This is a genomic window from Gemella haemolysans (assembly GCF_012273215.1).
In the GTDB taxonomy this organism is placed as follows: domain Bacteria; phylum Bacillota; class Bacilli; order Staphylococcales; family Gemellaceae; genus Gemella; species Gemella haemolysans_A.
In genome coordinates this window covers 1-19,753 of record NZ_CP050965.1, presented here as the reverse complement: position 1 = coordinate 19,753, position 19,753 = coordinate 1, and the positions used below count along the sequence as shown (strand labels likewise).

Genomic DNA, 19,753 nt, shown 5'->3' with positions numbered 1-19,753 from the left:
CTTAATCACCTACTTTTAATTTATTTAAATCTATGTCTAATACCTTAGCTATCTTAACAGCGTTATCTAACTGAGGACTAGATGTGTTGCCATTAAACATTGAATATAATGTTTGTTCAAAAATTCCAGTTTCTTTCGACAACCTGTAAATTGTCATTCCTTTATGTTCTAGTTGTTCTTTTACTTCTAAATAAAATGCTTTCATAATTCTTTGACCTTTTTACTCGCTATTGAATCTATCTCAACATCATCTACGATTAATTCAATAGTGAGTTTTGTTCTATTGATATCAGCAACAATGGAATAACTAATTAACTTATCCAATTTAACATCGTTTAAATAGAATTTGTTGTTATTAATTGTGAATTTCATTTTCACTCCTCCTAATTTTCTCTACCCTCAATTCAATAGAGTTGGGGGTATTTTTTATGCTTGAATAATTTTTCCCATCTGTAACTACTGTTTCAGATTTTAATGTTTTTTTATTATTTATAATTTCTTCTTTTTTAACCATTGATTTCCTCCTTTCTACTCTCTAGTAAAAATTTCAGTATTAACCAACTTGTGGTATAATAAGTTTGTAAAGATTTAACAAAAAGGAGATTATTAATGAAGAAAAGTAAATTATCACTTACATCACTAATTTTGTCGGCCTTATATGTCGTATATTTAATTTATTATATTTCAAGCACTGGTAGTAAAGTATCTACTGGCGACTCAGCAACTCAAGTAGGAACAGCAATCGGAATTGCACTAATAATGCCTCACTTAGTTTGTACAGGAATTGCACTATTGATGAATGCATTAGGTTACTTCCTAAACAAACGAGGGTTTATCCTTACAGCAGCGATACTATACACAATAGCTATAGTATTAATGCCTATTTACATACCATTTGTAATAATTCAAACCATTTTATGCTATGTAGCATTTTCTAAAATGAACCCAAATAAATTGCAATAAAAATAAAACAAAATAAAATATAAATCTTTACATTGCTCTCTTAGAAATAAGGGAGCTTTTTGTTTTGTTCAAATATTTGAACTTATTCATTAAAAAAATATAAATGAACTTTGCTTTCTGGGATTTTTAAAAGTTGCATAGCTAATTTAATTTCAGTATCTTTCCAACGTCTTACATTGTTTAATTTAAAAGAAATACTACGTTCAGAGAGTTTCATATCTTTAGCAAAGTTACTTTGATTTCCATAGACCTCAACTATTCTTCCCAGTAATTTATCATAATTAAATTTCATTTTATCTCCTTTCTATGGTTTTTATAGTTCAAGCTCTTGAACTTAATTTTATTATATACTAACATTTTCTAGTTGTCAACACAAAAATTCAAATTTTTTGAACTTTTATCTTGAACTTTTGTTCAAATCATGATATTATAGTTCTAACAGGAGGTGAAAGTTATGGCAACTTCTACTGAAAGAATAAATCAAATAATGAAAGAAAAAAGATTAAGACAAATAGACGTTCTTAATTTAGCTAAACCATTTCAAGAGAAATATAATATAAAATTTTCTAAAAGCCACTTATCTCAATATGTAAATGGCAAATCAAATCCAGATAACGAAAAAATCTTCCTATTATCAAAAGTATTTGGTGTTACAGAAGCGTGGTTATTAGGATACGATGTACATAGATACGAAAGAATAGAAGAAGCTAAAATTAATGAACCTCAAACCCTTCAAGGCTTAAAAATCCCAGTATTAGGAACAGTCGCAGCAGGTATCCCTATATCAGCTGTTGAGGATATACTGGACTATGAGGAAGTACCTCAATCGTGGGAAAATCAAGGAGAATTCTTTGGACTTAGAATCAAAGGTGACAGTATGAAACCAGATATAAACGATGGAGATACAGTTATAGTCAGACAACAATCAACAGCTAACAATGGAGATGTGGTAATTGCTCTAGTAAATGGAGACGATGCAACATGTAAGAAATTTGAAAAGCTTGGTAATGGAATAATGCTAATATCTAACAATTCAGAATACTCACCTATGTACTTTTCAAACGAAGAAGTACTTACAAAACCAGTAGTCATTATTGGAAGAGTTGTTGAGTTAAGAAGGAAATTTTAGAAAGGAGTGATACAAAAATGGAATCTAATGAAAATGTAAATAATAAGAAAAAACTAAGTAGAGCTAGAGATATTTTGATTAGTGTTGCAAATAATCCAAGAAATAAAAAATTTAAAAAATTAGCATCTTCTGAAATATTTAGAGCCAAACAATTAAGAAATGACAATAATAACCACACAAAACACTTCAAACGATATAAAAAAGGCTCTATAATCTTTGTTGATTTTGGAACAGGAATAGGGAATGAATTTTCACATCCTCATTTTTGTGTAGTTATGGACAACAAAGATAATCCTAAAAAGGGGACGCTAACCGTAATACCTTTTACCTCTAAAGAAAAGAAAGATTTTATAAATCTTGATAAGAACATGATTTATAAGTTTTTTGACCAAACAGTAAAAGATATTCAAGAAAGGAATAGACTTTTAACAGCTATTTTGGATTTTCAAGCTAATCCATTAACAAAAAAGCCTGGAGTGTATTATCCGAAAAATATGGACGTTCAACTTTTAATCAATGATTTAGCGAAACGACACAATAAAACTGGTAATTTAAGAATTAATGAAGCTAAGTTATTAATAAAAAAAGACGAAGATTATTCAAAAGAAATAGCAGAGTTTTATCTTAAATATAATAAAAATACATATGCTAACGTACAGGCAATAACAACTATTAGTAAATTTAGAATTTTTAAACCTATTAATCCTTTAGATCCTATAGGAAAAATAACATTATCAGATAGAATTTTAAAAATATTAGAAACTGAACTTATAAAAAATTTAACAACCTATAAAATTGACAAACCATAACATTTATAATATAATAAAAGTATCTTAGAGGTATATGAAAATATAGGCTCTACTGGTAACATTTTTCAGAGAGGTTTTTAACCGGCTCTGCTAAGGTATTTATGGTTTTCCATAGATACCTTTTTTTCTTTTTTAACCGTATCGAATTCGACACGGTAAGAATAATATTAAATTAGACTTAAAATTAAATATATGATATAATGATATTAGATTAGAGGGCTGTGCCCACCGTGAAGAAGTCTTTTATCATTGGATAAAGGCTTCTTTTTCTTTTAAATAAAAAATATTGCACTTAAAAGTTTAAAATGCTATAATTATTATACGTATTGTCGGCGTGAACCGGCAGGTAAAATAATCTAGATTTTTTAGTACTTTGAGTGAAAATTCTTAAAGTACTTTTTTATTTATATGATTAACAAAAAAAGTAGGCACAATTAAGCACCTACTAAAGGATAGAACTCCTTACCTTTTAAAATCGATTTTAGAAAGGTGATATTTAACATATCTTTTAAATAATCGTGTAAATAATACACGAAGCCTCTATAAAATTATTATAACATACTTTAAACTAATTTACTATTTTAACTGGTTAAATTCGACCAGTTTAAACAAAATAAAAATCCTCTACTCCGGCAAGAGTAAAGGATAAAATGAGATACGGCAATATCTCAGAATAAATGTGTATGGTATACACATAAACTACACTAATAGTATATCATACACATCTACATTTAACAAGAAAGGATGTGTATTTATGTACAGAGAAATCACACATAATGGCAAATATAGATTTGTTCAATCATTCAAGGATAGAGATGGTAAAAACAAGCGTGTTTCTGTCGTTAAGAATAATAAGACTCGTGCTACTGAAAAGGAAGCATTTGAGGAATTACAAGATAGGATCAATAAGATACTTAATCCAGTTCAAGAGGCTCACAATTTAGGATATTATAAAGAAAAATATTTAGAGTTTAAAAAGCCAACTTTAGCTTATAATTCTTATTTAGCCTATGAAACAAGAATAAAAGTAGTAGATGATAATGAAAGATTAGAAGATGTTACTAAAATTAAATACGATAAAATGTTAATGGATATGAGGAAGGACTATTCCCCTAACGCTATTAAATTAACCTGCATGGTATTAAATAACTTTTTCCAATTTATAAAAAAATACTATGTGTCGAATTTCAATGTAAAACTTGATTTCAAGTTTACTAAAGAAGAGAAGGCATTGGAATTGCAAAAAGTTAAATATTTGGAGAAAGATGAAATACCAGTTATTTTGAAAAAAATAAAAAATAACACGGTTAGAAGTATCGCTATTTTACAATTGCATACAGGACTTAGAATAGGGGAAGTGTTAGCACTTACTCCAGATGATGTTGATTTTAAAAATAAAACTATTTCTGTTAGCAAAACAAAATTAGTAAATGGAGAACTTGGTTCACCTAAAACTTTATCGAGTATTAGAACTATAGAAATATCCGATTTTATAGCTAAATTATTGCTAGATTATATATCTTCAAATAAATTCATTTTTAAAATTACCTACGTAACTATATTAAATCATTTAAAAATTTTAAATATTCACACACATATTTTCAGACATACTCATGTGGCTTTGTTGATAGAACAAAATGTACCTATCAAAGTAATATCTCAAAGATTAGGACATTCTGATATTAAAACAACATTGTCAATCTACACTCACGTTACCGAGAACATGAAAGTCAACTTAAGAAATAACCTTAACAACCTTTCCCCATTTATTCCCTACTAACAAAAAAAGACACACGCTAGAGTTGATTTAATCAATTCCAGTACGTGTCTTTTATAATATTTCTCTCATATAGATGTTTCTCTAAATTTGAGGTGTAAAAAAATATATTTCAAGTATAAAATGTATATTTATCAGTATATTATAGCATATTTCAGGTGTTTTAAAAAGCACCTGTGTATATTTGAGGTTTAAAAGAAAAAAACAAGTATTCAGAAGCTTTTTCCCCTTTTTTTCCCCATAAAAAAACAACCCCCATTAGGAGGTTGAAAAATGTTTGCTATTTTGTTTTATGGAAGGAAAACCGACTGCGGACGCTATTTTGTTACTATGATACATCGCATTAACCAAATAAATATTACAAGGAGAAATAGCGTCCCGTCTTGAAAAACTTTAGTATTAAAAGAAAGTTTAGGTTGTAATACCAACTGACTATATTTTAACATACGATTTTCCGATAATCAAAGTTTGACTGAAATTTTTTTTAAAAAAAGCCCCTTATTTTGGGGCTTAAAATTTATCTAGTGTTGTGTAAGAAAGATAGTGTAATTTCGTCACGATCTAAAACTGCTTTGTATTCACTCATGTAGAATTGATATGATTTGTCACAATCATCACCATTATCAACCTGGAATATTAATTTCTCATAGTCATCTTCTTCCATATTTCCTAAATGTGCTTTTAGCTCTTCTACTGAATAGCAACATGTACAATCATTAGGTTTATCCTCAGTCCAGTAAGTCACTGTTGCTCCATCTTCTAATACTAATTCATTTACCACTACCATCATTTTATCATAATTTCTCATTTTTAATTCCTCCGCATATCTGATTAATTTTTTTGCTACTTTAAAACTCATATTTTCTAACTCGTACTTACCACTGCGGTAATTTTGAATAACACTTAGTGTCAATCCTGTATCTTTTGAAATTCTATAATCAGTTAAATCACTGTTGAATAATTCTTCTATTTGTTTAATCGCTTGATCTATCATTGTAAAACCTCCTAAATAAGTTTTAAGATAATTGAAATTATCACGGCAAATATACCTAATATTATAATCATAGTTTGTATTTTTTCTTTTTCATGATATAATGTGAATAACATTTAGGTACTAGGAGCTTTTATAAGCTCCGTTCCCTAAGGGTCTATTTACAGACTTTTACAAAGATTTCAAGAATTGTGTTTACTATTTCGAGGATAGCTAACACTGTTGCTAGTACCAACATCTTGTCTTTGTGAGAGTCTGTTTTTTTATTTCTTCTGTTACTCACTACCTCACCTCCTTTACATTATTAATTATACCTTATATAAGGTATAAAGTCAAGAGATATTTAAAACTTTTTTTAAAAAATACATAAAAAATAAGCCCCTACTTTTAAGTAAGGGCTAAAATCATTAAAATACTGTAACTTCTGTTAAGTACTTATCTTCAATCCATTGATCGCTATCCTTGTAATTTACTCTACTCCAACCGCCTTTTTTCTCGTACACACGTACTCTAGTTCCAGCTGGGACAAATTCTTTATCCTCACTATCTTCTGTTGGTTGGCTTTCTAACACATAATCAATGCTTACTGTTGCTTCGTAATAAGGTTCATCACGCTTAGCTAGTTCTACGTCTTCATCTAAAATGCTTTTCTCTACAACTGGTGGTTCAGTTACGTCTCCAGCTAATAATTGCTTAATTCGATTGATGAAATATTGTCTACACGCTTCAGTTCCTGCTCCGTTGTAAGCTCCACCATTTCCGTGTAATTCCATACTTCTATGAGGGCAAGAAGTCGCACTAAATTCGTGGTGTAATTTAACTGTGTCTTCGTTGATAGGTAAGCCATAGCTTTGAAGTACTTGACCTGCTAGTAATAGTGTAGCATCTTCATTAGCTATAAATTCACTATCACTTGCTGACATTGATTGACAAACTTCAAACCCGATAAAATTACCATTTCCGTAAGGGTTAGCCGTGTGCCACTCTTGATGGTTAGATGGTTGGAATACATACACGTCGTTTCTATCTACATAGTACGCTGCGAACCCTCTGTCAAGAGTTCCATTGTTCACTCTATCGACTAAGAATCCGTCATATTGTCTAGCTGATAGCGAACCCCCATCATTATGTATTACTATTCCTAGTATATCGTTTTTAGGTGGAGTAAAAAATACTCCGTTTTGAAAATAATCGCTATAAATTTCTGTCATGTTATTTATCCTCCGTATTGTTATTATTTCTACTTTGCTTAACCACTTGATGTGTTCCTACACTTGCAAGTCCTAAAAGTACTGCGTTAGTATCTTTAAATACCGCCCAACCTATAAGCCCCCCAAGTACTCCTAATACTTGAGGGATAAGTTCTGTCGGAAACGGTTTCCACTCTTTTAAAAACTTACCTAATAGGTTAAGTCCGAACACGATAAGTGTTAATAAAATAGGTTGTAATTGTTCCATTGTTTTGTCCTCCTTTATGGTAATTGTGTAGGCCATGGTTCGGATGTTAAATAAGATACTGCACTCACTCTTATATCTCTAATATCTCTATCTGTTGGAATAGGGTCGTTAAATGTGAATTGAATGTAATTTGAGTCATTTACTCCACCTAAATACCAAACACCGTAAGGTCTTCCTTTATCGTCGTACGTACCACCAACTAATGACGCTTCACTTCTGAAGCCTGAAGGTATTCCGTCGACAGGTAATACTTTAGTTCCTCTTTCACCACTACTTTTATGTTCTACGTATCCTGCTCCACCACGTCTGACTATTCCAAACCAGCCCCATTGAAGCCCTCCAAAATTGTAAGTCACTAAGTTGTTAACACGTCTTATTTTAATCGTTGAAGTTCTACCCTCAACAGTTAATTTTGAAGTTGAGTTAAGTGTTCGCCAACCAGTATCTCCAGTTAACACTTCCCACCCCTGATTTCCGCCGTTAGTAGTCTTAATCCATTTGAATGCTCCGTTAGTTTTGTTTTTGTCAATATACGTTGTACCAATTTCAGCTTCTACTACACCGTTCGGCATTCCAGTTCCGTGGATTTCATATTGACTAGCAGGTAGTGCAACGCTATTCCCACCACTAATGCTTAACACTCCATTTGTAAGAGACAATGTTTGATTTAAAGTTTCTAATTCTGACTTTTTAGCATATCCATCTAAATTCTGATGTTCTGTTAAATATCCTTTCTCAGTAAGTTCAGTTTTTGTAACAACACTATCTTTGAAAGAATTATACTCAGTCGCATCAACTTTTTTACTTAACTCTGACTTACTAACGGCAACATTTCTCAATGCTTCTAAATCGCTAGTTGTTGCAAGGTGTGTTAAGGTTTGATGTTCCGTTAAGTAATGCTTAGCTTCTAACTGTTCATTAGTGATAAAGTTTGATGTGTCAATGTTAGGTTTACTCTCTAACGTTGTTAAACGTTGTTTAATATCAGTATCATTGTATAATTCTGACTTCTTAGCGTACTCTTCTAATGATTGATGTTGAGTTAAATAGTGCTTATTCTCTAATTGTTCACTAGTAACATAGTTTGTTAAGTCCACATTAGATTTATTTTCAAGATTAGTTACACGCTGTCTTAACTCACTGTCATTATAAACTGTATCTTTGTCTTGCTTAGCTTCCAACACATCTAATCTATTATTAACTTCTGTTAATGGTTGATGTTCAGTTAAGTAGTTCTTGCTTGCTAGTTCATCTTTAGTAACTAAATTTGAGATATCTGAGATGTAATTCTTACTAGCTAATTCATCTTTAGTTACCACGTGATCTAAACTTTGATGTGTTGTAAGATATCCTTTGTTAGTTAGTTCATCTTTAGTCACAAATTCTGAAGTATCTATAGGTGGTTTATTCTCTAAATTAGTAACACGATTTCTTAAATCTGTGTCATCATATTTAGTGTCCTTATCTTCCTTACCTTCTAGAGCTACTACTCTATTTCTTAAATCTGAGTCATCATATGCACCGCCCTCAATTGCTTTACTTTCTAACGCTGTAACACGTTCATTTAGTGTACTGTCGTTGTATGGTTGCGGTATTTCTGATTTTAAGGCATAGTTTGATAAATCTTGATGTGAAGTTAGATATGCTTTGTTATTTAATTCTTCTTCAGTCACATAATGTTTATTGTTTAATTCTTCCTTAGTCACCGTATTAGCTAACTCTTCTTTTGTTGCTAAATTACTAATATCTTGATGTAAAGTTAAATAACCTTTGCTTTCTAACTCTTCCTTAGTTACTACATTTTCTAAAGATTGATGTTGAGTAAGATATCCTTTACTATTTAACTTTTCTTCAGTAACAAAAACAGAAGTATCAACCGCAGGCTTATTCTCAAGTTCTGTAAGTCTGTGTTTTACTTCTGTATCATCATATTTAGTATCTTTATCTTCTTTGCTTTCCAACGTTACAACACGATTTCTTAAATCGCTATCGTCATATGCTCCACCCTCGATAGCTTTGCTCTCAAGTGCCGTGACACGTTCTTTAAGCGGTGTATCGTTGTATAATTCTGACTTCTTAGCGTACTCTGATAAATCTTGATGTGCCGTTAGATATTGTTTCTCTTCTAATTCTTGCTTAGTAACTAGATTATCCAGTGATTGATGTTCTGTTAAGAAATTCTTAGCTGTTAATTCATCCCTAGTAACAAGGTTTGAAGTGTCAACTGTTGGTTGACTGTTCCTAACCTCTTGCAACTCCTCTTTAGTAGCCAAATTGCTTATATCAGAAATGTAATGTTTGTTCTCTAGCTCCTCTTTAGTCACAAGGTTGTCAGCTAATGGTTGACCACCACTAACATTTCTTAGTTCTTCTTTAGTGGCGTATCCAGATAGGTCTACAGGAGGTTTATTCTCAAGCGTTGTAAGTCTTTCTTTAACTTCGCTATCGTCATATACCGTATCCTTATCAGTCTTAAGTTCTAACGCTAGTAATCTGTTCTTAACTAACTCAAAATTAGTATTATCTACTGCTTCTGACTTTTTAGCATACAATTCTTCAGCCTTAACCTCTGTTAATAGTCCTTCTGTTGCTATTCCACCAACATTTTTTAACGCTTCTTTTAGTTCTTCTTTTGTCACAACGTCTAATCTATCGACAATAACTGTGTTGTTGATAAATCTTTCTTTAACTTCATATCGACTCATTTTATGAATTTCAGATACTTTTACTTTAAACTTAAATCTGAATGTGTCAGATGTTCTTTGTTCTTCATCGAAATATAAGTAACAAATTACCGTTTCATTTTGAGTAATTAAAGTAGTATCAAAAGTCACATGTACTTTATTTCCTTCTACCGTTCCAGTAGTCTTCCATACTTTATTACTTTCTGTAAATTTAAACAAAGCTATAACTTTTTCAGTCGTAAGTGTGTCGTTTAATATCTCAAACTCAAATGATCCGTTATTTTTGTCATAAGAATAAAGTTCTGAATAGCTATCCTCAGTCTTACGTTCCCTTGTAGTGTTGTTAAAATCTAATTTAATTAATTTTTTCATCTATTATTCCTTCTTTCCGTCAAGTTCGTCTCTTAACTTTTCTAATCGTTTCTTAATACCAGTTGGAAACGGCACACCTAAAACACTTAGATTTTCTATTAGCGATAAGCAATAACTCAGTGTGAAGAATAGTAAAAATGCTGTCCCTGCCTCATTAAAACCTAAATATAATACATAAGGATATACAGTAATACACATAACCCATACAGTTATATGTTGAATTAAACCTCTTCTATTAATAGTTGAATTAAGTGTCCTTGATACAAAAGCCTTTGCTACACCAGTCAACACATCTAGCACTATCATTAATGTAAAAGCATGCATGTAAACATCTTTCGTTAAATGGTAATATCGTTCAGCTAACTCTGGTAATGTAATTTCCATTAATTAAACTCCTTTCTTTGCAAAATAAAAGAGGGCTTTAAGCCCCCTCTTTAGCTAGATGTTCTAAATCCATATCGATTAAGCATTCTCTGACTTTATCTTTAAGGAATTTAGGTACTTGTGCAAACGTACGTTTCCCTTTTGCTATATTAATTGCGAATAGCATTGCCATCATTACTGTCACCTCCTTCACTTGTATTTTTAGGTTGTGAATTATCTTCATGGTGTTCAGCCTCCAAACTTCCGCTCATTTGTGTTATTAAATCCATTAAAGAACCTTGTGTTATTTCAAGTTCTTTTTTCATCTTATCCATTTCAGCCAATTTAGTGTCTAGTACTTTAAGTTTTTCATCAACTTTATTAAATCGTTCATTCTCAGCACGATTAGGGAATGTATCTTGATAAAATTTCTCTAACACTAAATTAACTAAATCATAATCAGAATGCTTTGATAAATCACCATCTAAATTTTTAGTGATAATAATCGACATATCTTCATTTGTAATTTGAACCCTTGTTTTTGGGTTGTCTACACCAAGTTCAAATCCATTTTTCCAAGCTAGTTTAAACATTTTCTTCTTCTCCTTTTGGTCTACTTATTGCGTCCGTTAACTGAATAAGTTCGCGTCGTTGCCACTCAGTTAAAATTTGAGATAAAATCCCAACCATTACAAATGGAGGCACGCCGTTTTCATTTCCAGTAATCTCAATAAATTTTGTAATATCATTTTTTGCATTTGTAAATTTTAATTCAATAGGTTCATTCATCCTTTTATCCTCCAATTAGTATTCCGTTTTTAAATGTTAAGTTTCTAGTCCACCAGCGAATTCCACCGTCTCCAGTGTTTTCTATGTTTGAAACAACTGAAATAGTCCCGTCTAGTCCATCCATAATGTTGAACCAAGAAGTCCTTGTTTTAAAGTACCATATTTCATTCCACCTAAAATTAGTATTACAACCTGCATTTAATGTATCAGCGTATGTATCACCAACCGAACCGGAAGTATAGTACCATTTCCAAGTGTAATGGTTATCTGTCCTTTTTTGCTTATAAGCCCAACCCATGAACCATCCATCATACTCAAGGTGAAATTGTATACCTTTTTTATTACGATCTAGTTTGTAATATCCTGTTCCCATGTTTCCTAATTCATATCCGTCACGCCAAAACGTATAATTTCCATCATCTATCCTTGCACGCAAATTATTTTGTGTGTTAGAACCTTCATAAAAGTTCAATCCTCCATCTTCAAATTGAACATAATTTGAAATTCCGTTCCATGCAACTCTTACATAATAAGCATTTTGGGAAAGTGTAGTACCGAAATTACCAGTATTAACAGAACTTTCTATCCTGTCTGATAAGACTTTTAGTTCTGATTTTGTAACTAGACTTTCAAGGTCTCGTTTATTAGCATAATTGTTTGAAAGGTATGCATTAGTTGGATAATTAGTTAATTTACTTTCAATTTCTTTTCTAGCACTAAGTGTAACGGAGTCTTTAGTTTGGTCAATCATACTACTAATATCTATTAACGAGTTTTGAGTAGCTAGAGTTACACCAAAACGTACTTCGTAAAGTCTCACGTTGGTTATTTTTAATGAATTTGTATTATGGAAAATATAAAAATTATCGTTAAAAAGTTCTTTAAAAATATACTCGTTATCTTTTAGTTTTAACTCTTCTGTAAACTGTTTAGTTCCAAATGAATAAAGTGCAAGAATACCGTCGTCACCACTTGAAAACCATTTATCAGATGGTAAACTTGCTAAGTCAAATCGCACTAAGAAAAATTTACCTTTTGCACCTGTTATATTATGATTTATTTTATAAGAGTAAAAACTAGTTTGGTTAGTTGCTGATCCCAACGATGTGAAACGATTATTTTGTTCTATGAATTCTCTATAGTCTCCCTCATATATTTCAACGTTATTCACTTGTGAAAATTCCCCTAAAGGATAAATGTTGACTCTGTTTTGTTCTGTCGCATAATCGACCACCCAAACATTCCGACCATCTTTTAACCATTGTTCACCACCCCCGCTTTTAGCTCCGTACACTTTAGTTCGCTGATGAACATCATTTTTTTTAAATGAAACATCTAATATAATAGTATACTTGGTGTTAGCCTTAAGGTTTGGCGAAACGTTAAAGTATAAATCATTACCTGATTTAGTTTTATTGTTAGAAAATCTTCAGTACATAAATTTGGTGCTTTAACTATAGTTTTAATCTCTTTACCTTTAATTTCTCCAATAACAGATTTGAAACTATCTAAGGTACTTTCAAAAGTTTTGAATTTCTTAATCGTTTCTTTAACATCTTCAACATTTGGTACGTTATCTAACCTTGCGGTAGAAACAATTTCTAACCTTTATAATTTACCGTTGCTATTGCGGATAAGGTTTCTCCATTCTTCTCACCATCACCCCAAAAGCCATAATCTATAGTTCCATCTCTGAGTGTTCTAAGATTATCTTGAGTAAGCCAACTACTATTTACACCGCTTGTATATCTTACATTTGTAGTAAAGTCATTAACCTCTTTACCGTCATAAAATAACACTAGGTTAATCTAACGTTTTTAGTTACATTATTGATGTAATTTCCACTAAACCATAGATTAGCTGTTAGCGTGTGACCTTGTAAGTCTTCATATGCTGGTGTCCATTCTGTCGCAACTTCACTTATTTCTAATTTTATGTTGTCAATATAAAAATTAATAAGTTGTCTAGTGGGCGCATGTAACATTACTATACACTCATCAATATCTGTTTTAGCTGTGAACGTTCGAGAAATGCGTTTATATTTTTTTATTTTAAAATTCTCCGTCGCTAAATCTATAATTTGCTCTTCCTTAACAGGAGGCACTAAGCTATTTTTATCGAATACTGTAAACCTACTTTTAACGGTGCATTTTGTGTTAAAGCGTCTTTACCCAAGTCCATTGATAAAGTTAACTTATCACCCTTTTTAGCTTCTAATTTAAATTGGAAACTTTTGAGACCTTTATAGTCAGCATTAGCAGTACCCCAAATGTGCAACCCTCTTCCAAAATGCGTTTTTGCATGCTCAAAACTAGAATTTAAACCGCTATTAGTTAACACATCTTCCCATTTATTAAATGCCGAAGAAAAATTAGAATTAGGCAACCAATTTATATTAATTGACTTACCGTCCTGTCCATCTCTACCATCTCTACCATTTTGACCATTTTCACCTTTAATTTTGACCCACTTATAACGGCGGTAATCATTGCTATCAGCAAGTTCAAAATCACTGTAAGTTCCTATGTACTCTTTACCGTTGCTATTAGTAGTACTAAAATCAACATCTCCTGTAGGTGAATTAGCGTATGCGGTGTGTAAATAGCTAGTTCTACCATCAGCACCTCTAACTCCCGGTACTCCTTGGCGACCATCTTCACCTTTTATCTTACTCCAAGTATATGAGGTTGGAGTTGTTGGAGGTGTCGCACTAGCCCCAGTGTAAATACCTATATATTTTAGATTAGAGTCATCACTCATATTAGCTCCGTTTGAATTGTCGCTATATTTTCTATGAATGTAACTATTAACGCCGTTATATCCTCTTACTCTAGTCCATTCATATTCACTCATATTAGTTGGTGCTACTGCTTATCACCTGTATAAATTCCTATATATAATGAATTACTATTATCAGTCATTGGGCCTGCAAGTACATCGTTAGTATATTTCTTATGAATATAACTACTTTTTCCATCTTGTCCTTTAAGTGTCGATTTTTTACTTTCAACAACCCTTTCAATCTCAGAACTCATTTGTTGCCTTAAACCGTTAGAATCATTTACAAAACTATTAAATTTTGTTTCACTAACCATACCCTTTCTTATTTCACTAACAGCACTACTGTTTAATTGTTCAAAGGAAAGACTACCTGTTGTTATTCTAGCGGCGTCAAGTTCTATGATTTTTGCTATTGCGGTAGCTAAGTTTTTGAGTTGAAACACTTGAGTCTGTAATTTTAGTTATTAAACCTCAATATTCCCAGTTGATGTCTTTAAAACCCACTGATTATTTTCATAAATATATAAGTCTGTGAATGCTCCGTTGGGCTTAAACCATGTATCACCATCTTTCGGATTAGTTGGTTCAACGGTATCAGCATAAACATAATTACCTGAAGCACCTAATCGAGCATTAATAAACTCAATTTGACGTTCAACTGTTCCTTTATATTCTGTTGTTGAAGTTGTAGTCCCCTTAACATTAGCCCTATAGTAGACTTTAAACCACCGCTATAAGATAGTTTTAACTCTAATATAGGAAAAGCACGATAAGAGCCGTTAGCTATTTCTATAGAAACCCAATCACCCACTTCAACAAACGGATCACCACGCCAATTTAATTTAAAGGGTTAAATCTTAATCTTGAATACTCTGAGAAGATAGAATTTAACCACCCTTGAGTCATTAACGGTTAGTAAGTTTAACCTGTGTACCTAACGGGCTTCCAACAGCTAATATTGTTTTCTCTTGGTTATTTAAACTGATAGAAATACCGTTAATTCTGTATTCTACCTCATCCACTTCCAAACCTTTTAAAGGTAAGAACCTTTTGAGATTGTTTTTGAGTTCTATTTAATTTTCTAAACTCTAATTCACCATTATTATTAAAAATTACAAAGCTCCTACTGTCTGTGCTAAGTAACCTAACATTTCTCTATAAGTAACTTTTCTAACTTTTTACTAAAACTAGGTAAGCTTGTTATATTAGATTATTATTAACCCTCAGATTACAGCTATTAGCTATTTCCTGAACTATTTCCTTCCTAAGGTTGGATAAAGTAAAGTAGAAGTGTATTTATCATTTAAAAAAGCCATCTTATCAATGGCCTTTAACGTTGTTGTTTTGTTGTTTCTATCAAGTTTTATTTCAGTTAAGAAGAACTCTCCAATTGTCTCTCGACAATTCCACTAGATGTTTGAACAGAAAATGAAACCCTTATAAGTTCTTTTTCTTCTAGCCTTCTATTAATCTCTTGAATTTAATATCTACTGTTGAAGCATTTGTAGCACCAATAGTAAGTGTATTACCTGAGATTGAACTAACATAATCATCGATGAAATATCATCAGATAATTTCTGACCTTTTATTGTTACGTTTCCAGTAATTCGTCTTGAGGGTGCATTTATTGCTTCTTGATAGCTTGTATTGTTGTTAAACATATTAACCTACCTTTCTATGAAATTCATTTTTAAACCGCTCCATGGTTTTGAATTTTTCACTAAAACTATAAGCTGGAGAATCCTATCCCCAACGTAAAATGTTTTGTTGTTTGACCTATGATAGGGTCAGGGTAGGAAACTGAGAAGAATTCACTTGTAACACTACTTAATAAGGTACTCATTTCAGATTGAGTTAAAAACCCCATTCACACTCTAATTTTCGTTTAGTTGTGACTCTATCTCTAACCATATTACCGTTAGCATCTCGTCCTGTTTCTCCATCGATATCTTGAATAGATACTTGAAATGATTTAGGAGTAACAATTGTTACTCCATTAATAATTAACTTTGCCATATTGTTCCTCCTAAATTTTTATAAGAGTTTGACCTACCTTTCCTGTTCTTTATGATTTCATCAATTGTAAATCTAGCGTACTCAGTGCCACCTAACTGGATCACGATATCACCAGTTAAACCGCCTGAGGTTGGTGGTTATTTCCATTACATCAGCAACAGCACTACTTACAACACGTCCCATTGTTTGTAAGAAACCAGTGTTTTCAAGAGGTACAACCGCTTCTTTACCAGCTTCCCCAATCATTGCAATGGTTGGGCTATCAACAATACCACACGAGCAAGCCTTGGTAAGCTAATTCCGTTGATATATCCTAATGAAACCCCCGGTATAGCGTTAATAACTCCTATTACACCATTAATCATGTTAATGAATCCATTTACTATACTCTCAATAGTTCCTAATACCGCATTAACCGCCCCTTTAAAAGCTCCACCAACAGCACTTCCGACCATTTGACCAGCATTACAAATATACTTTTTACAGTAGACCATACACCGCTGAAGAATGAACCTATAGACTAAATGCATTTTTAACCGCATTATATGCACTAGTGAAGGTATTTCCAAACCAACTGGCAACGTTACTAAGTGCATTTGTTACATCGTTCCATCTTGCACCAAACCAAGAGCCTAATGATTTAAATATACCTGTCAGACCATCCCAAGCACTTTGGAATTTATCTTTAAACCATTGACCTATAGGAGATAGAATGTTTTTAACCTCAGTCCATCTTTCATTGAACCATTGACCTATTATTTTAAATATATTTGTCAATTATCCCAAGCATTTTGGAATTTCTCTCTAAACCAATCAGCTAGTGGAGATAAAATATTTTTAACATCATTCCACCTTTCACTAAACCATTGGCCTATATCTTTGAATATATTAACTATAAAGTCCCACGCTTGTTGGAATTTCTCGCTAAACCACTGTCCTACTGGTTCGAAAATTGCTTAACAGCTTCCCATTTTTTCAGTGAACCACTCTCCAATGTTACTCCACGCTTCTTTTATGCCTTCCCAAGCTTGATTAACCCAATCTTTTATAGCGTTCCAAACTTCTTCAGCATAGGCTTTTATCTCATCCCAGTGAGCATATAATAAATACCCAATTGTGATTATCGCCGCAATACCTAAGGCAATAAGCGTTAACGGAGAAGTTAAAAATGCAAATACTCCACCTAAGACTGTTGTAACCCCAGTAAGTATTGTTTCAACGACTGTTAAGGCCGTAAATGCACCTGATAGTAATATACTAGCACCTGAAAGAGCTGATAATGTCGCGGCTATTGCTGAAGCACCTTTTAATACCATCAACGCCGTTGCAAAACTACCGACTGCCACAACAACTGCTTCTATAGTCGTTTTATGTTCTTTACACCAGTCACCAAAATCTTTTACCACATCCATTAGTTTTTTCCACCATTCAGAAACAGTTTTTAGTGCTTCTAGCAAGGTTTCTCCTAATATTTTGACTATTTCTCCTAAAGATCCTGTAGCCAATTCAGATAATAGTTTTCCTACTGGGACAAGTACATTCTCCCACAAATCTTTTAAAACATCGAAAACAACACCAATTGCTTCACCTGTTTTTTCCATAGCTGGTTTTATATAATCTCTATATACATCATGAAATTTTTCTCCCAACTCTTTTAAAACTGGGTTTATATGATTATTCCATGCATTAGCTAATGTCGTTACAATTTCTGATATGCCTTTAAAGAAACTATCAATAAACGGTTTTATATGGTTATCGTATACATCATTAAATATTTTAAAAGCATCTCTTACAGCTTCTTTAAATGTCTCAAAGAAAGGTTTTAATGCATCTAACATACCAATGAAAGCATCTGTGATAGGTTGAGAATTTTCTCTAATTACACGTTCAATACCACCTAATAAATCTCTACCAAGTTTCAATCCAACATCAACAACACCCATTCCAGCATAAGTTAATGTTGAAATTATATTGGCTCCAATATCTGTTGACGGTTGACTGGTAATAGTATCATAGAAAATGTTTGAGATATCAGCGGCAATATTACCAATACTTCCTACTATATCTCCCATTTCTAAGAAACTTCGCATTAGCCAACTTTTTATGTCAAGTCTAGTTTCTTGCAACGATTTGTTAAGACTTTCAGCGATAAATACGGCTATTCCTAACACAACGTTAGCTAACGCCGCTGTTGTTTGTCCTAATGCAAATGCTAGTCGTTCTAAGAACGTTCCGGCCGTTCGTGCAACTAAACCATCACCAAATATTATTTCTAGAGACTCTTTAATGCCCATAAGTGATTTTTTTAGTTGATCAATACCTTCTTCTCTGAAAGTAAGTTTCCAACCAAGTTTAAATAAGTTTTTTAAATGCTCAAGAAAAGCTAATAAAGGTTTAAGTTTTTCAAGAAGTCCATCAAACATAGTGTTATATTTTGTACCTCTGTCAGAAATGTCTATATCAGGTAAAATATCTTTACCGCCAGCACCTTTTCCTTTACCGCCTTTACCTCCTCCGCCACCTCCTCCAGAGTTGTCGTCAGAGTCATCATTCTTTTTATTTAATAGGTTAATTTCATCAAACCCCATTAAACCTCTTAGTTCTTTTACTGCTTTTTTAGCGGCTTTACCTGCTTTACCTACATTGTCAGCTAGGTTTCCAGCTCCTCCACCAGCATCGTCTAAATTATCAGCTAAATCTCCAGCCGCATTCCCTGCACCTTGCAACCCTTGGGTAGCATTATTTACAGCCCCTGCAACTCCATCAGTACTACTTACTTTTTTATCAAATAGTAATTGAATGAATTCGGCCAACTTCGCCGTTGCTGTTCGAATAACACCAGCAAATGCATTTAAAGTAGGCATAATAGCATTAATTATAGGTAAAAACGCATTACCAATATTTAATGCTGAGTCTTTCATTAAAGCTTTAAATGTTGATATTCTATTGTTGACGTTATCTTGTAATGTATCGCCATAACGTTTTGTTGCTTGTTCTAAAATTGCCATCAACCTTATTTGTTGCTGTGTTTGGAAGTCTAATTGTTCCCAACTTTGACCATTAGCAAACTTTTTAAACGCCTCTGTACTTTCAATCATTTTAACTTGAACCATTACCCCTAAGTCTTCAATAGCTTCTGTATTACCAAGTAAACCGCTTCGGATACGTTCCATAACGTCAGTCATAGTTCGTCCTGTTCCCTGTGCAATGATTGAAGATGTTTCTAACAGTTTAGCTGTATAGCCTGCTAATTTATCTTGATTTTTAATGAAACCAGCCAGTATATTTCCATAGGTTGATCCGTATTTTATAGCCTCAGCCTTACTCATATTAAAAGCTAATGCATTGTTTTCAGCCCATTTTAAGAAAGCTTGAGAACTTTCGCCCATAAGCCGTTGAATTTGGTTCATAGAAGCTTGAACTTCTAACGCTGTTTGAACTGAATATTTACCTAATTGATACAACTCTTTAGCTAGAAACCCTAAAGCGGCTACTTTTGCTAAATCTGAAAACATACTTTTTAAACCGCTAAGTTTATTTTTTACGTTATTAGTTGATTGAGTTACTGTATTCTCCATTTCTTTCATTTTTGTTGAAATGGTTTCAATTCAGCGTCAATCA

At 32.5% G+C, this 19,753-nt stretch carries 27 protein-coding genes; 4 read left to right on the top strand and 23 right to left on the bottom strand.

Annotation, left to right across the window (positions count from 1 at the left end; genetic code table 11):
• Position 1 precedes the first annotated feature (1 nt).
• From FOC48_RS00130 to FOC48_RS00120, 3 genes are read right to left on the bottom strand one after another with little or no spacing between them, the layout of a single operon-like run.
• A complete protein-coding gene (locus FOC48_RS00130; protein ID WP_003148039.1) occupies positions 2 to 205 on the bottom strand; it encodes a helix-turn-helix domain-containing protein in 204 nt (67 codons plus the stop codon).
• Positions 202 to 372: a hypothetical protein gene (locus FOC48_RS00125; protein WP_003148040.1), complete on the bottom strand. Its 171-nt coding sequence runs from the start codon at positions 370 to 372 to the stop codon at positions 202 to 204. The genes FOC48_RS00130 and FOC48_RS00125 overlap by 4 nt, the downstream gene beginning before the upstream one ends.
• Positions 356 to 514, bottom strand: a complete 159-nt coding sequence (locus FOC48_RS00120) for a hypothetical protein (RefSeq protein WP_003148041.1) — start codon at positions 512 to 514, stop codon at positions 356 to 358. The genes FOC48_RS00125 and FOC48_RS00120 overlap by 17 nt, the downstream gene beginning before the upstream one ends.
• 95 nt (positions 515 to 609) lie before the next feature.
• Here FOC48_RS00120 and FOC48_RS00115 point away from each other — a divergent pair, with 95 nt between their 5' ends.
• Positions 610 to 963: a hypothetical protein gene (locus FOC48_RS00115; RefSeq protein ID WP_003148042.1), complete on the top strand. Its 354-nt coding sequence runs from the start codon at positions 610 to 612 to the stop codon at positions 961 to 963.
• An 82-nt stretch (positions 964 to 1,045) separates the two neighbouring features.
• Here the strand turns inward: FOC48_RS00115 and FOC48_RS00110 are convergent, their stop codons facing one another.
• On the bottom strand, positions 1,046 to 1,255 hold the full coding sequence (locus tag FOC48_RS00110) for a DUF739 family protein (RefSeq protein WP_003148043.1): 210 nt from the start codon (positions 1,253 to 1,255) through the stop codon (positions 1,046 to 1,048).
• A gap of 162 nt (positions 1,256 to 1,417) precedes the next feature.
• Here FOC48_RS00110 and FOC48_RS00105 point away from each other — a divergent pair, with 162 nt between their 5' ends.
• From FOC48_RS00105 to FOC48_RS00095, 3 genes are all read left to right on the top strand, one after another.
• Positions 1,418 to 2,092, top strand: coding sequence for a LexA family protein (locus tag FOC48_RS00105; protein ID WP_003148044.1), 675 nt, complete (start codon positions 1,418 to 1,420; stop codon positions 2,090 to 2,092).
• 17 nt (positions 2,093 to 2,109) lie between these two features.
• Positions 2,110 to 2,901 carry a type II toxin-antitoxin system PemK/MazF family toxin gene (locus FOC48_RS00100; RefSeq protein ID WP_003148045.1) on the top strand — a complete coding sequence of 264 codons (792 nt, stop codon included), beginning with the start codon at positions 2,110 to 2,112 and terminating at the stop codon, positions 2,899 to 2,901.
• A 754-nt stretch (positions 2,902 to 3,655) separates the two neighbouring features.
• On the top strand, positions 3,656 to 4,681 hold the full coding sequence (locus FOC48_RS00095) for a site-specific integrase (RefSeq protein ID WP_003148046.1): 1,026 nt from the start codon (positions 3,656 to 3,658) through the stop codon (positions 4,679 to 4,681).
• Positions 4,682 to 5,195: 514 nt separating this feature from the next.
• Here FOC48_RS00095 and FOC48_RS00090 read toward each other — a convergent pair.
• From FOC48_RS00090 to FOC48_RS00005, 19 genes are all read right to left on the bottom strand, one after another.
• Complete coding sequence (locus tag FOC48_RS00090) at positions 5,196 to 5,672, bottom strand: hypothetical protein (RefSeq protein WP_003147977.1); 477 nt, start codon at positions 5,670 to 5,672, stop codon at positions 5,196 to 5,198.
• Between the two features lie 154 nt (positions 5,673 to 5,826).
• Positions 5,827 to 5,952 (bottom strand): hypothetical protein, encoded by a 126-nt coding sequence (locus FOC48_RS10065; protein ID WP_269208075.1) that lies wholly within the window; start codon positions 5,950 to 5,952, stop codon positions 5,827 to 5,829.
• A gap of 124 nt (positions 5,953 to 6,076) precedes the next feature.
• Entirely contained in the window at positions 6,077 to 6,880 is an 804-nt protein-coding gene (locus tag FOC48_RS00085) for an N-acetylmuramoyl-L-alanine amidase (protein ID WP_003147978.1), read from the bottom strand.
• Between the two features lies 1 nt (position 6,881).
• Entirely contained in the window at positions 6,882 to 7,127 is a 246-nt protein-coding gene (locus FOC48_RS00080; RefSeq protein ID WP_003147979.1) for a phage holin family protein, read from the bottom strand.
• 14 nt (positions 7,128 to 7,141) lie between these two features.
• A complete protein-coding gene (locus FOC48_RS09725) occupies positions 7,142 to 10,183 on the bottom strand; it encodes a hypothetical protein (RefSeq protein WP_216842917.1) in 3,042 nt (1,013 codons plus the stop codon).
• A gap of 3 nt (positions 10,184 to 10,186) precedes the next feature.
• The gene (locus FOC48_RS00070; RefSeq protein WP_003147981.1) at positions 10,187 to 10,567 is read right to left on the bottom strand and encodes a phage holin family protein; all 381 of its coding nucleotides are present in this window, start codon (positions 10,565 to 10,567) and stop codon (positions 10,187 to 10,189) included.
• 37 nt (positions 10,568 to 10,604) lie between these two features.
• Positions 10,605 to 10,742: a CD1375 family protein gene (locus FOC48_RS00065; protein ID WP_003147983.1), complete on the bottom strand. Its 138-nt coding sequence runs from the start codon at positions 10,740 to 10,742 to the stop codon at positions 10,605 to 10,607.
• Positions 10,717 to 11,139: a DUF1366 domain-containing protein gene (locus tag FOC48_RS00060; RefSeq protein WP_003147984.1), complete on the bottom strand. Its 423-nt coding sequence runs from the start codon at positions 11,137 to 11,139 to the stop codon at positions 10,717 to 10,719. The genes FOC48_RS00065 and FOC48_RS00060 overlap by 26 nt, the downstream gene beginning before the upstream one ends.
• Complete coding sequence (locus FOC48_RS00055; protein ID WP_003147985.1) at positions 11,132 to 11,335, bottom strand: hypothetical protein; 204 nt, start codon at positions 11,333 to 11,335, stop codon at positions 11,132 to 11,134. Before FOC48_RS00055 ends, FOC48_RS00060 begins: the two co-directional genes overlap by 8 nt.
• A 4-nt stretch (positions 11,336 to 11,339) precedes the next feature.
• Complete coding sequence (locus FOC48_RS00050) at positions 11,340 to 12,629, bottom strand: SH2 domain-containing protein (protein WP_172497788.1); 1,290 nt, start codon at positions 12,627 to 12,629, stop codon at positions 11,340 to 11,342.
• 307 nt (positions 12,630 to 12,936) lie between these two features.
• On the bottom strand, positions 12,937 to 13,134 hold the full coding sequence (locus tag FOC48_RS00045; protein WP_172497786.1) for a hypothetical protein: 198 nt from the start codon (positions 13,132 to 13,134) through the stop codon (positions 12,937 to 12,939).
• On the bottom strand, positions 13,134 to 13,439 hold the full coding sequence (locus tag FOC48_RS00040; RefSeq protein WP_172497784.1) for a hypothetical protein: 306 nt from the start codon (positions 13,437 to 13,439) through the stop codon (positions 13,134 to 13,136). The genes FOC48_RS00045 and FOC48_RS00040 overlap by 1 nt, the downstream gene beginning before the upstream one ends.
• Complete coding sequence (locus FOC48_RS00035) at positions 13,439 to 14,188, bottom strand: hypothetical protein (RefSeq protein WP_172497782.1); 750 nt, start codon at positions 14,186 to 14,188, stop codon at positions 13,439 to 13,441. Before FOC48_RS00035 ends, FOC48_RS00040 begins: the two co-directional genes overlap by 1 nt.
• Before the next feature lie 11 nt (positions 14,189 to 14,199).
• Positions 14,200 to 14,559, bottom strand: a complete 360-nt coding sequence (locus FOC48_RS00030) for a hypothetical protein (protein ID WP_172497780.1) — start codon at positions 14,557 to 14,559, stop codon at positions 14,200 to 14,202.
• 1,411 nt (positions 14,560 to 15,970) lie between these two features.
• Positions 15,971 to 16,132: a hypothetical protein gene (locus FOC48_RS09890; protein ID WP_254263182.1), complete on the bottom strand. Its 162-nt coding sequence runs from the start codon at positions 16,130 to 16,132 to the stop codon at positions 15,971 to 15,973.
• A gap of 108 nt (positions 16,133 to 16,240) precedes the next feature.
• On the bottom strand, positions 16,241 to 16,378 hold the full coding sequence (locus tag FOC48_RS00020) for a hypothetical protein (protein WP_172497778.1): 138 nt from the start codon (positions 16,376 to 16,378) through the stop codon (positions 16,241 to 16,243).
• Complete coding sequence (locus FOC48_RS00015) at positions 16,375 to 16,626, bottom strand: hypothetical protein (RefSeq protein ID WP_172497776.1); 252 nt, start codon at positions 16,624 to 16,626, stop codon at positions 16,375 to 16,377. The genes FOC48_RS00020 and FOC48_RS00015 overlap by 4 nt, the downstream gene beginning before the upstream one ends.
• A gap of 19 nt (positions 16,627 to 16,645) precedes the next feature.
• Complete coding sequence (locus FOC48_RS00010; protein ID WP_172497774.1) at positions 16,646 to 16,909, bottom strand: hypothetical protein; 264 nt, start codon at positions 16,907 to 16,909, stop codon at positions 16,646 to 16,648.
• A gap of 179 nt (positions 16,910 to 17,088) precedes the next feature.
• On the bottom strand, positions 17,089 to 19,710 hold the full coding sequence (locus FOC48_RS00005; RefSeq protein WP_172497772.1) for a phage tail family protein: 2,622 nt from the start codon (positions 19,708 to 19,710) through the stop codon (positions 17,089 to 17,091).
• Positions 19,711 to 19,753: the final 43 nt, after the last annotated feature.

Coding starts and splice junctions, on each gene's coding strand:
- FOC48_RS00130 (WP_003148039.1), bottom strand. CDS start 205: ATGAAAGCATTTTATTTAGAAGTAAAAGAACAACTAGAACATAAAGGA.
- FOC48_RS00125 (WP_003148040.1), bottom strand. CDS start 372: ATGAAATTCACAATTAATAACAACAAATTCTATTTAAACGATGTTAAA.
- FOC48_RS00120 (WP_003148041.1), bottom strand. CDS start 514: ATGGTTAAAAAAGAAGAAATTATAAATAATAAAAAAACATTAAAATCT.
- FOC48_RS00115 (WP_003148042.1), top strand. CDS start 610: ATGAAGAAAAGTAAATTATCACTTACATCACTAATTTTGTCGGCCTTA.
- FOC48_RS00110 (WP_003148043.1), bottom strand. CDS start 1,255: ATGAAATTTAATTATGATAAATTACTGGGAAGAATAGTTGAGGTCTAT.
- FOC48_RS00105 (WP_003148044.1), top strand. CDS start 1,418: ATGGCAACTTCTACTGAAAGAATAAATCAAATAATGAAAGAAAAAAGA.
- FOC48_RS00100 (WP_003148045.1), top strand. CDS start 2,110: ATGGAATCTAATGAAAATGTAAATAATAAGAAAAAACTAAGTAGAGCT.
- FOC48_RS00095 (WP_003148046.1), top strand. CDS start 3,656: ATGTACAGAGAAATCACACATAATGGCAAATATAGATTTGTTCAATCA.
- FOC48_RS00090 (WP_003147977.1), bottom strand. CDS start 5,672: ATGATAGATCAAGCGATTAAACAAATAGAAGAATTATTCAACAGTGAT.
- FOC48_RS00085 (WP_003147978.1), bottom strand. CDS start 6,880: ATGACAGAAATTTATAGCGATTATTTTCAAAACGGAGTATTTTTTACT.
- FOC48_RS00080 (WP_003147979.1), bottom strand. CDS start 7,127: ATGGAACAATTACAACCTATTTTATTAACACTTATCGTGTTCGGACTT.
- FOC48_RS09725 (WP_216842917.1), bottom strand. CDS start 10,183: ATGAAAAAATTAATTAAATTAGATTTTAACAACACTACAAGGGAACGT.
- FOC48_RS00070 (WP_003147981.1), bottom strand. CDS start 10,567: ATGGAAATTACATTACCAGAGTTAGCTGAACGATATTACCATTTAACG.
- FOC48_RS00065 (WP_003147983.1), bottom strand. CDS start 10,742: ATGATGGCAATGCTATTCGCAATTAATATAGCAAAAGGGAAACGTACG.
- FOC48_RS00060 (WP_003147984.1), bottom strand. CDS start 11,139: ATGTTTAAACTAGCTTGGAAAAATGGATTTGAACTTGGTGTAGACAAC.
- FOC48_RS00055 (WP_003147985.1), bottom strand. CDS start 11,335: ATGAATGAACCTATTGAATTAAAATTTACAAATGCAAAAAATGATATT.
- FOC48_RS00035 (WP_172497782.1), bottom strand. CDS start 14,188: ATGAGTGAATATGAATGGACTAGAGTAAGAGGATATAACGGCGTTAAT.
- FOC48_RS09890 (WP_254263182.1), bottom strand. CDS start 16,132: ATGGCAAAGTTAATTATTAATGGAGTAACAATTGTTACTCCTAAATCA.
- FOC48_RS00020 (WP_172497778.1), bottom strand. CDS start 16,378: ATGATTGGGGAAGCTGGTAAAGAAGCGGTTGTACCTCTTGAAAACACT.
- FOC48_RS00015 (WP_172497776.1), bottom strand. CDS start 16,626: ATGGTCTACTGTAAAAAGTATATTTGTAATGCTGGTCAAATGGTCGGA.
- FOC48_RS00005 (WP_172497772.1), bottom strand. CDS start 19,710: ATGGAGAATACAGTAACTCAATCAACTAATAACGTAAAAAATAAACTT.